At 44.7% G+C, this 11770-nt stretch carries 10 protein-coding genes; all 10 read right to left on the bottom strand.

Translation table 11 applies throughout. The features are described from left to right. Nucleotides 1–4: 4 nt before the first annotated feature. The 10 genes from R8695_RS02285 to cdaA all read right to left on the bottom strand — a co-directional run bounded on the left by R8695_RS02285 (nucleotide 5) and on the right by cdaA (nucleotide 11698). A complete protein-coding gene (locus tag R8695_RS02285) occupies nucleotides 5–349 on the bottom strand; it encodes an EamA family transporter (RefSeq protein ID WP_243139532.1) in 345 nt (114 codons plus the stop codon). Beyond that, entirely contained in the window at nucleotides 342–698 is a 357-nt protein-coding gene (locus tag R8695_RS02280) for an EamA family transporter (RefSeq protein WP_118510533.1), read from the bottom strand. The genes R8695_RS02285 and R8695_RS02280 overlap by 8 nt, the downstream gene beginning before the upstream one ends. Nucleotides 699–718: 20 nt before the next feature. Beyond that, nucleotides 719–1903 carry an ATP-grasp domain-containing protein gene (locus tag R8695_RS02275; protein ID WP_154780405.1) on the bottom strand — a complete coding sequence of 395 codons (1185 nt, stop codon included), beginning with the start codon at nucleotides 1901–1903 and terminating at the stop codon, nucleotides 719–721. 128 nt (nucleotides 1904–2031) lie between these two features. Next, nucleotides 2032–3177: an ATP-grasp domain-containing protein gene (locus tag R8695_RS02270; RefSeq protein ID WP_154780406.1), complete on the bottom strand. Its 1146-nt coding sequence runs from the start codon at nucleotides 3175–3177 to the stop codon at nucleotides 2032–2034. A 102-nt stretch (nucleotides 3178–3279) separates the two neighbouring features. Then, complete coding sequence (locus tag R8695_RS02265) at nucleotides 3280–4566, bottom strand: N-acetylmuramoyl-L-alanine amidase (protein ID WP_118510539.1); 1287 nt, start codon at nucleotides 4564–4566, stop codon at nucleotides 3280–3282. A gap of 70 nt (nucleotides 4567–4636) precedes the next feature. Next, a complete protein-coding gene (locus R8695_RS02260) occupies nucleotides 4637–6217 on the bottom strand; it encodes a glycoside hydrolase family 25 protein (RefSeq protein WP_154780407.1) in 1581 nt (526 codons plus the stop codon). Between the two features lie 234 nt (nucleotides 6218–6451). Then, on the bottom strand, nucleotides 6452–9166 hold the full coding sequence (locus tag R8695_RS02255) for a L,D-transpeptidase family protein (RefSeq protein ID WP_167829763.1): 2715 nt from the start codon (nucleotides 9164–9166) through the stop codon (nucleotides 6452–6454). A 76-nt stretch (nucleotides 9167–9242) separates the two neighbouring features. Further along, a complete protein-coding gene (locus R8695_RS02250; protein ID WP_118510653.1) occupies nucleotides 9243–9506 on the bottom strand; it encodes an HPr family phosphocarrier protein in 264 nt (87 codons plus the stop codon). A 13-nt stretch (nucleotides 9507–9519) separates the two neighbouring features. Then, a complete protein-coding gene (locus R8695_RS02245; RefSeq protein WP_154780408.1) occupies nucleotides 9520–10833 on the bottom strand; it encodes a CdaR family protein in 1314 nt (437 codons plus the stop codon). Then, a complete protein-coding gene (cdaA, locus tag R8695_RS02240) occupies nucleotides 10811–11698 on the bottom strand; it encodes a diadenylate cyclase CdaA (protein WP_118510547.1) in 888 nt (295 codons plus the stop codon). Before cdaA ends, R8695_RS02245 begins: the two co-directional genes overlap by 23 nt. Nucleotides 11699–11770: the final 72 nt, after the last annotated feature.

Genomic DNA, 11770 nt, shown 5'->3' with positions numbered 1-11770 from the left:
TCTCTTAAAGGGAAAATACCAGAATCCCGATAAGGATCACCAGCAGTCCCGTCATTTTCTTTTTCGTAAATCTCTCTTTCAGCACCAGATATCCCATTACAGATACAAAAATGTAGCTGCTGGATTCCACTACAGGTGACCAGGACAAAGGCACTCTTTTCAGTGCGATCATGGTGAGCAGTGTAGAGAGAAATAAAAGTCCGTATCCGAAGATTACGTAAACATTCAGATATTCCCTGATCCTGGAGGAATAAGTCTTATTTGCAGATATTTTCAGCAGGATCTGGGATACAGACGCGATAAATACGGACAGGATCAGGATGCATATGGAAATCTGTAAACTATTCATCAGCAGTCACCACCAGATAGATTCCTGCGAAAATGATCACTGCACCCAGGATCATATTCCAGGTTATTGTTTCTTTAAAGATCAGTGTTCCCCAAACCATTCCCCATATCAGGCTCACCGGCTTGTTTGCATAGGCAACTGTCAGCGGAAGTTTCTTCAGGATCTGCTGCCAGATCACTGCATAAACTGCCATGATCAGAAGTACTGCGAAATACCACATACCAAAGCCTTTCAAGTCAGTCTGGGCTGCTGCCATCTTCGAGCACACACCGCTCAGGGAGCTGAACAGCAGACTGATATGCAGTACTATAAAAAGCCCTGCATTCTTTTTCTCAGCATATTTTTTCATAATAATTCATTTTCCCATAATTACTCTTCAAATTCAATCTCTATTTTCGCCAAAACTTCTGCAAGCCTTGCCCGGCATACGGGCAGACTGCTGCCTTTGACGATCACCTGGCCCAGTCTGTCCCTGCCGTTTCTGTAGGCATGGATCATTTCCCCGGGTTCGACATTAAAGGACAGGTCTACGATATCCTCTGTCTGCTCATTGCAGTTGTTTATTGCCTTTACTGTTCCGTCCCTGTCTGACATCAGTGTATGGGAAATACTGGCTGTGCAGGGCGGTTGTGCAAACAGGCTCTCCACTTCCATATCCATAGCCAGGCGGATGATTGCTTCATAATAATTAATCCCGTAGTAAAGTCCTATCTGTTCCGGAAGGCAGGTAGCACCTGCGCGGCCTGTGATCTCAATTACATAGACCTTTCCCTCTTTATGGATCAGATCACAGTTTACAGGACAATTATCCAGCCCTACTGCCTCAATGGCTGCCTGAACCTGTTCCTGTGCCTGAAGCTCCAGTGTCTGTCCACCTTCGAATGGAATGGAATGGCCTACCGGAGTCGGCACTGCACTGATAAAGCTCTCCGTATTATCGATCATGCAGTAAACCAGCTTTCCGTCCTTCATCATAGCTTCTGCGCCGAAAAGTGTTCCTTCTATAAATTCCTCTATCAGGCAATACTCCTGTCTGGTAGCTTCCATGGTCTTCTCATAATTATCCAGAGCTTCCTGTCTGGTATTGCAGCGGAAAATCCCCCTGCTTCCCATCAGGTCCACAGCCTTGACCACCACCGGGAAATTCAGCTCATCCAGTGCATGAACCAGTTCTTCCCTGTTATGGATACAGATATGTCTGGCTGTCTGCACCCCGGCTTCCCTGAATGCTTCCTTCATCTTATATTTATTGGACGCAGTTCGAGCTGCTTTTTCTGACGGGCCCCGAAGCCCCATTTTCTCACACACTGTTCCAATGGCAGGAACCCCTGTGTCCAGACAACAGGTGGTAATTCCGTGGATCTGCTGTCTGCGGGCTTGTGCAAGGATCGCTTCCGGGTCGGAAATATCCACAAAAGCGCTCTCATCAGCTGCGTCAAATCCCGGCCAGTCCCCGGGCGTACTGGCTGCAATGGTATAAATCCCCATTTCTCTGGCTTTATTTATCAGAGGGAGCTGTGAATAGCTGGCTCCCAGAATCATCAGTTTCTTCATAAACTGCTCCTCGTCAGGCGGATGTTCATGATCCGCATTCGCTGCTTGTTTGATTCGGTTAAATCTGCTGCCATCTGCAGCAGGACATTACTTTTATCTTATCTCTTATTAGTATTGGCTGTCAACCTTTACTTCCAGAGCTGCATCTGTTCTGTTTCTTCCATAGTATCTGTCTGAAAAATATAAAAACCGAAACGGCTGGAACTGTCTGTTACCGGATGGGTTCCCGGCTGGCCTTCCAACACCTTTTCCACCACATTCTGAGGGTATTTTTCTTCTATGTGTTTCAATGTTTCCAGATCCTTCTGATCCATAATAAAGCGTATGGCAGAACATTTCTGCAAAGGCCTGCAGTTCAGTTCCGGCTTCTCTCCTGCTGCAGTCTGCACTACCATTTTCACGAAATCCTGTCCTGTGGAAAGAGGTACCAGATGGGAACCGATGCAGTCTCCGCCCATACGGGAACCGATTTCTATGATGTGTACCTTTCCCTTCTCATCTACCCGGAACTCACTGTGGGACGCGCCGTTTCGGATCTTCAGTGCATCCAGGGCACAAAAGATTTCTTTTATGATCTTCTCTTTTAATTCCGGTTCCAGAGGTGCCGGCTGTAGATGTCCGATCTCAATATAATGGGGATCCCCTGTGGTGAATTTCTTCGTGACAGCCAGACAGGTATGGGTTCCTTCATAACTGATGGCTTCCATACTGTATTCCTGCCCTGACAGATATTCCTCAATGATCGCCTTTTTCTCAAAAGACTGGTCTATGGCATTCCTGACCGCTTCCTGCAGATCTTCATGTCTCGCCACTCTGGTAATGGCACGGCTTCCGGATCTGTCTGTTGGTTTCACAATCACAGGATATGAGGGCACGGTGATCTTCTCCGTCTCTTTCCCATCTGTTACCTGGAAATAAGGCACAGAAACACCAGCTGCTTTCATGGCCTGACGCATGGCATATTTATTGGTGGAACAACAGATACATTCCCTGCTGTTTCCCGGAAGCCCCAGTTTCTCTGCCAGATACTGCACGGTAATATTTGCCAGATCTGATCCTATGGTTGCCACAGCCTGGGGCTTTATTCTCTCACATTCCTTCAGAATCTTCTTATGTTCTGTAATACTTATATCATAAAAATGATCCGCATACCTGGCTCCTGTCGCTCCGTCTCTCCATGCAAACACATGTGTCTCATATCCCATTTCACCGGCTTTTTGGATCAACGGTTTCTGGAAATCGTTGGCTCCGATGATGACTATTTTTTTATCCATACTTACCTCTTTAATCTGTCTCTTTGTACGCTTTATCTACAAAAGGTCCTGGATATATCTCAGGACCTTTTGATTACTATTTACAATTTCTGTGTGATTATATTATTTTCTGTTTGTACATACACCTTTGGAGTTAAAGATATATTTCTTTCCTGTGGAAGTAACTGCTGTGCGGTTTTTGTACATATATGCATTTTTCTTATGGAAGTAATACCACTTTCCACTTACTTTCAGCCAGCCTGTCTGTGCATAGCCGGATTTATTAATGAAATATTTCTTTCCCTGATATTCTGTCCATCTGCTGCATCTCTTTCCATTTTTACCGAAAATGTACAGCTTTCCGTCAGCGGAAACCATCATGATATCTTTATACATAGTTCCTGTCGTCTGGTCAAAGTAATAATAACTTCCATTCTTTTCCATCCATCCCAGCTGTGCCTTGCCGTCTTTCTGGAAGTAATATTTTTTTCCATTTACCGTGTGCCATCCATACTGGCGCTGGCCTTCCTGATTTACATAATAGATTCCGTCATTCAGATTCAGGATCTGGTTTCTCTGTCTCTTGGAATTAATATAATAATAGAAATATCCATTCTTCTCTTTCCATCCTGTGAATGCATCCGGAGCCACAGTCGGTGCAGGTGTTGGTTTCTTCGCCGGAAGCTGCTTACAGTAACGGATGATGGCTCTGGCATCTGCCTCACCGATCTTCTTCAGTTTCGCATTGGTGCTGAGGAAATTAACTGCGTCATAAGGGCTGCTGATAAATGCATGCTCTATGATGACACCTGGAATATTCTGCTCCACACTCTGGGCTACAATACCATAATAATCACGGATCTTTCCGTTGGGATAAGTGCTTCCGTTTTCACTTGTACGATATAACAGACCTGTACCACTTTTGGAAATTCCCAGTTTTCCAAGTTCCTGCAGTACATAGCTGGCGAATTTCTTTTCTTTGGCAGCCAGTGATGGTCTGTAGGTTCCTGATGAGACCAGAACACACGCGCCTCTTGAATAACTGCTGTCGGAGTCATTAATATGCTGGCTTACCAGAAGGTCTGCTCCATAATTTTTGGCTGTCGTAACCCGTTTCATCAGGCTTACGGTCTGCTTCTTGGTCTTGGTCAGATGAACTTCGATATCTGATGCCTGGCTCAGTGCCTGCATGGTATAGTTTGCAATTTTCCAGTTGATCTCTTCTTCTTTATAAACTTTGCCATTATGTACAGCGCCGGCTCCGCTTTCGTTTCCTCCATGGCCTGGATCCAGTACTACCACATACTTGGATGTTGTTGCTGTTGTTGTCGCAGCCATGGCAGTTACTCCTGATCCGATACTTGAAATTGCTACAGTTGCTGCTAAAACTAAACTACATATTTTTTTCATAACTTTTCCCTTCTTTTAAGAATATGCGGCCCAAATGCAGTCCCTCATCAGGATCCTGCTTATTTTCGGCTCACTCCTTCTTATACTGATCGATGCAAACGCCGGACTTATCAAACACCGAAATGATGCCGTTGGAACTTGTCAGCCTTACATTCTCTGCTCTTCGTCCTGACTTCTCTGTTTTGCCCTTATAAAAATAATACTTTTTACCCTTGTATGTCAACCAGCCTTTATGTACTTTTCCATCTTTGTGAAAATAGTACGTATGAACTGTGCCGTTTTCGGTTATTTTTTTCATACCGTTTTCATACCGTACTCCATTGCTGCCGAAATAATAAATATCGCCTGTGCTTCTGATCACTTTTCTGTTTTTAAACATATAGCCAGATGAGGTATGGAACCAGTAATATTTGCCGTTTACACGCTTCATACCTTTAAAGGCAGCTCCACTTGCCTTAAAATAATAGGTTTTCCCTTTATATTCCACCCATTTTCCTGTAGCTATCACTCCATTTTTATCTGCATAATAGAGCTGATTGTTTACTTTAAACAGACGGTCTTTATAAAGAGCACCTGTCTCGGGCGCAAAGTAATATTTTTTATTGTTCAGTTCTGTCCAGCCTGTAACCTTTTTACCGTTTACATAATAGAAGGTATCTCCGTTTTCTTCTTTCAGGCCGTTCTTCACGCCAATGGGAAGATGTCCATATTTCCCTGTGTCAGCAGTTACTGCAGGACTGTAAGATGCCAGTGGCTGCCACCTTGGGGTTATTACCTTCGTATAATCCACGAAGCCGAAATCCATATCCACGTCATTCCATACAGGAATTCCTGAGATCAGTTTTCTGGTAGGATTCAGGCCGCTGTCAGCTTCTCCTGAAGTGGACTGCCAGACTGTATAGGAATATTTCGAAGAATCCGGTGCCTGGATCGTATCTCCATATCTGGCGATCCACACATCCAGACCGGAAAGAATGCTCCAGTCTATATGATAATCATACCAGTATGTATTACAGTAAATGATCGGATAATATCCCGCCTGACGTATCTCATTACAGAACGCCAGTGCCATTCTTGATATCGTCCTTGGGGAGAGTTTCTCCAGTTTCTCATCTTCCAGATCATAGGCTACCGGATAGGATACTTTATAACCCTTCATCTTCTTTATGGCAAGCTGTGCTTCTTTTAATGCTCCGGCTGTATTTGTAGCTGTACTGTATACGTAAGTTCCTACAGGAACTCCTGCCAGCTCTGCCTGTTTCATATTGTAGTCGAAATTCTTATCCTGATATTTGATCCCGTGAGCAATGCGCACGAATGCAAAATCCACATCAGATTTTTTTACTTTCGCCCAGTTGATGGTTTCCTGCCATTCGGACACATCGATTCCTCTGGTGATGGCCCCTGGAATGACTTTTCCGCTTCCATTGTAGCATTTGCCGTTGATCTTCCGCCAGGCCTTTTTGCTTACAGCTGACGCAGATGCACTGTAAGTATCTGCTGACGATTCGAACTGTTCCTGCGCAACTGTCTGTCTTCTGTCATAATGCATGGTTGCCATTGCCGTCTGTGCAGACAGAGATCCACACAGAGCTGCAGCCAGAAGACCAACTGCGACTTTCTTTCTCCACCCCTGAAACTTTTTCTTCATCTTCCTGTCCTTTCTTAGAGCATGTAATCGTTAACATGATTTCTTTTTTTGCGAATTTTTACGATTTTATTAAAAGTATTATACATGCTGGCAATTGCTTATGCAACCCGAACCTTTTAATCCGGGCATTTCTTCCTCCGTTTCTGTTCACATATCGCTGTCCCGCCGGGCGCAAAAAGGCACTTCGGACTTTTATTTCCGAAATGCCTCTTTTGTAATGGTTGTTATTTATTTTTATACTTCCGGGTCTGTAGGATCGAAGTTCTTGGCGCCTCTTAATGGTGTAAGAGGATTCTTACCCAGAGGTCCTTTATATGCATCGTGATATGTGACCACACCATCGATGATATTGATTCTGGAACCATTGCAGTGATAATATACCCATTTGGCATCTGCCACGCAGGCACGGATACATCCGTGTGAAGCCGGCTGGCCAAGTTTATTATATTCTACTGCCGGAAGGTTGAAGGAATTTGCCTGTGCACATGCAACAGAGTGAACATAAATTCCTCCCTTTCCTGCTCCCTCTACATGGGTTCCATACTGACCCCAGGATGGTCCCATCAGGAGCTGCCATCTTGCGCTGCTTCTGAGTGTGTATTCACCCGGCGGTGTAGGAGTACTTGGAACACCTACGGATACTCTGATGGTCTTGATAGGAATTCTCTTGGTACTGTCTGTATAAACAGTCATGATACCATTCTTTCTCTGTACTTCCAGATAATATGGACCGTTCGGATATTTCGCGGAAACATCTGTGATCCTGTATCCGTTGCTGTCAAAGTAATACAGAACTCCATTGATCCATTTGCTTGTATTTTTTGCATATCCGTTTCCGGTTGGGTCAATGTATCTCATAAGGTTCTTGGCATCACTTACAAGCACCCATCCTGTGGTGTATTTACCACTGGAATTCAGATAACCGTTTACACCGTTTTTCTTCCTGAACTGGTTTGTCAGCGGTGTATAATTTCTCAGATAGTACCAGCCGTTATTATACTGTCTCCATCCACCCTTATACAGAGCACCTGTAGCACTTGCCAGATACAGCTTTTTCTTGTAACGGATCATTGTATTCTTGTACACTTTTCCTTTATGGGCTGCTGCCGTAGATGATTCAAAGAGATACATCTTTGTTCCGATCTGTGTCAGACCGCTGGCAAGTTTTCCGTTGGCTTTGAAATAATATCCGTTGCTGGTCCACTTATTAGTGTAATTGTTTCCGTTCTGATCTAAATAGATCCAGCCCAGGAACTGATTCTTGGTATTGGTAAGTTTCTGCCAGCCATGTTTCTCCTGAACTCTTCCCGGAACGCCGCCGAAGTAATAATAATGGTTGTTGACCTTCGCCCATCTGTTCTTCCATGTAGCACGTTTGCCGTTTTTTCCGAAATAATATCTGTATCCTTTATACAAAACCATCTTATTTGTATAAATTCTTCCATATTTATCAGTTCCATAGAAAGCGCCGTTCTCAGCTTTCTTTATGGTACTTTTCAGAAGGTATCCCTTGCTGCTGATCAGATATGTATAAGCACCTTTTATATTCTCATCCAGTCTGGTAGCAATGACACCACGCTGATAGTATTTACCGATATCTGCCGGGTTTTTCCCCTGGCTGTAGTAGAGCCATCTCTCCCTGGAAGTATTAAGTCCTGTTACTCTCCAGCCTTCGTGGAACATTCTTCCCGGGATGGTGCTGTCCTTCTCGAAATAATAGAGATTGGACACTCCGTTTACTGTAAGTGTGACATTTCCTGTTCGTGGTGTTCCGTCTGCTTTCAGGCTGTAATATTCATTCTCGATTTTAAAGTATCCTGTATAAGTACCGTTGGCTTTCTGTGCTGCCTCCAGCTGTGTTACTGTCTCAAGGGTACCTGCTGCATTGTAATACTGCCATGCAGTTCCCGTCCATTTCCATTTATTACGGATCTGCTGTCCTACAGTAGATGTATACGGCGTAACCGCTTCATTCTCGCAGCCTGTATATACTACCGCATCCTCTGCTGATGTGAAGCAGGACTGAACTGTTTCTTCTGTATCTGCAGCTATGCTGGCATCTCCATCGCTGGCATCTGCTGTCTGTGTAGCAGCAATATCTGTGCCCTGTTCCGGATTTACTTGTGCCTGTCCTGTAACCATGTATCCGTTCTCATCGAAAAGATACCAGCCTGTATGTACCTGTTCTTTATATTCCGTACTGATCTTCACCAGTCCGTCTGCTGCTGTATAAAAGCTGTCTGTATTATCTGCCGGATCTGTGCTGGCATTGGCATCCCCGTCTGCACTGTCATCGGATACATCCAGAACCGGATCCTCTGTTGTATCTGCTGCATCTTCATAATCCGGATCTTCTGCGGTCAGAATCTCCGTATCTGCTGCATCTGCTTGTGTCGGATCTGTACTGTCTGCATTGTCGGTTTCATCTGTATCAGAATCTGTGAGAACCACCTCACCGGTCTGATCTTCTGTCTGTACTGTGTCTGCCGGTGCTGCATCTGAAGTGTCAGCACTGTCTTTCTTCACTGGCTTGCGGAGCTTAAAGTGATCATCCTCTCTGATCCAGTCCTCTGCCTTCACTGACACAGCATCAGAATCATCCTGCTGCTCTGCCGGTACTGCATCTGTTATCTGTGATACAGCTGCTGGCTGTGTCTCATCTTCTCCTGATGAAAAAGCAGAACTGCTGTCCTGTGGTTCTGCATCTGAAGTACCTGCATACTCTCCTGCCGAAAACAGATCCTCTGCACCAGAATCCTCTGGCTGTACTTCCGATGTGTCTGCTGTTTCTGCACTGTCTGTCTCTGATTCCGCTGCTTCAGATCCTGCGATCTCATCCTGGGATGCCGCTGTGTCCTCAGGAGAGCTGAATACCGATGCACCGGCTTCGCCTACAGTTGACAAACTCAAAATAACGCCGAGAGTTACTGCAACCAACCTTTTTTTCACAATTAATTCCTCCCTCAATAACTATTCAAGTACACCAGAGTGTACTTGTAGTGTACTTGTTATAAACCTTTAACACTTATTCTCCCAGACCGCTTTCTACGGCATTTACCATACCTTCCAGTGCTGTCTGTTCATCTTTTCCCTCACAGATAATCTCTATCTCATCCCCGCATTTCACGCAGGCGCCAAGTACGCTCAGCACGCTCTTGGCATTAGCGGTTCCTCCGTCATAGTCAAAAGTTACCTGTGACTGATATTTCATAGCCTCATTACACAAAATCCCTGCAGGTCTCAGGTGAAGACCTGTCGGATTCTTGACCGTTACTTTCTTACTAACCATATCTGTATTCCTCTCATCCCTTGCTGTCATCCGTTCCGGTGCCTGATGAGATCACTACTTCTGTAGAAACGTTCTCTACAGTTTCATATCCGTTAGGAAGACTCAATGTCACAGGGACTTTATAATTTCCTTCCTCTTTTCCCTTCAGATCTATGGACGCTTTAATATCTGTCTCTGTATTCAGATCATCCAGATCTTCTGTATCAGATTTGATCCTGATCTCTATCTGAGCTGTCTCGAACGTTACCTGAAGATCATCCGGTTTATTCTTTACCTCAATATCCTTGGTTGACAGTGTAAATTCTCTGCTGCCCTCCGGAAGAATGCTTACGGTTACCCATACATCTTCACTGGAATCGCTGGTCAGCTTCACATTGTCAGGCAGCAGATCCTTCAGGCTGATCTTCCGTTCCACATCCCTGGACTCTCCGGAAATGTCAATACTGTCAGCAGGGATGGTGATGGTGTTATCATTCTGAGTCAAGGTTTCAAGTCCTTCGGTGCTTCCTGCCACGCTGATAGTATCCGGAACTGTGGTTACAGTTCCAACCTGATAGCCGGATGCCGGGCTTCCTACATATCCTGCTGAAATACCTACGCCCTGACGGATCTTCCACAGTCTGGCTGTAACACTTACCTTCGCATTGTTCTCAATCCTGAGAGAATTCATCTCTGAATCTGAAAGTGCTTCCTGATTCTTATCTATGATCGTAAGATTCACGTCCTGTGTAAAGTCCTGCGTGTTACCGTCCAAGGAAATGGTCGCATTTACCTTGTCTATTTTATTCACCAAAGATTTCGGTCCTGTAATCCTGACTTTCTCAGGATTAGCTGTCAGGCTTCCTACTTCATAGTCTTTCCCGGGTTTCGTATCACCTCTGCTTACATTCACTACGAACTCCTGTGTTTCCTTTTCATCCAGATTCACACTGAGGTTCTGAGGGGTTACTTTAATATCATTGGGTGTTACTCCCGGCACGGAACAGGTTACTGTGATGGGTACCATAACCGGGTTTGTGTCAAGGCTTACTGCCTGCTGCAGGTCTGCTGTAGCAGTAATATCAGAAACTTTGATCTTATCTCTTATCTTTTTGTTCGTTGTAATAGCGATCCTTATAGAGTCCTGCTTTTCCTCCGGCATACACATCTTGCCGATGGTATCTGAGGATTCAACATATTCTTTATTGATCAGCTCCACATTGGTCAGTGTATAATAGTTTGTTCCTACAGGATTGTCTATATTCACAACAATAAGCCATACCACGACAGCCACAGCAACAGACATGATCTTCAGAGGGATATTATCAGTGATTTTTCTCTTCTTCATGTTTGCCTCTTCCTTTCAGTAAATAGCGGAATTTGCTGTTATCTACAACCTGTTTGTTCTGTGCCTTTATCAGGATCTCACGGAGTCTGGCACTGTTCACGCCACGGATCAGTTTCCCGTTCCGGGCTACTGATACCTGCCCGGTTTCTTCAGAAACGATAATAGTCACCGAGTCTGTCTGCTCACTGATACCTACGCCGGCTCTGTGGCGTGTTCCCAGCTGCTTGCTCAGCTCCATATTATCTGACAGCGGAAGATAGCAGGTTGCAGCTACGATTCTGTTTTCCCTCACGATAACAGCTCCGTCATGAAGCGGTGTATTATGCTCGAAGATATTGATCAGTAGCTGGCTGGTAAGGATCGCATCCAGATTGATTCCTGTACGGATATAATCTGTAAGCAGCTCATTCTGTTCGATAACGATCAGTGCGCCTGTCTTTACTTCTCCCATATCAAAGCAGGCCTTTACCAGTTCGCTGATGGTTTTATCTGTGAATCTCTCCTTGACTTCCTTGCCAGATTCAAAAGGAATGATCGCAGCCATGATCTTCTTCTGGCCGATCTGCTCCAGAGCTTTGCGAAGCTCCGGCTGGAAAATAACAATAACACCTACGATCAGCGTACTTGCCAGATTGGAGAAGATCCACAGGATCGTATTCATTTTGAAGATATACGCAACAAGAATAAACAGGAGAACTACCAGTATACCCTTCAGCAGCGTATACGCATGGGTATATTTGATCCATATCATAAACTGATACACAAAAAATGCGATCAGCGCGATCTGGATGACATCAATGATACTGATCTTCGGGAATGCTATTCTGGACAAATACTCTATCAGATTCCCTCCAACATCCTGCATATGGTTCTCCTTTCCTCCTGGTCTTCCTGAAACATCCCTGTACAGATTTTGCTGCTATATTACCAACTTCAG

This window comes from Blautia luti (assembly GCF_033096465.1).
Lineage (GTDB): Bacteria > Bacillota > Clostridia > Lachnospirales > Lachnospiraceae > Blautia_A > Blautia_A luti.
This window is presented reverse-complemented; position numbering and strand designations above follow the sequence as displayed.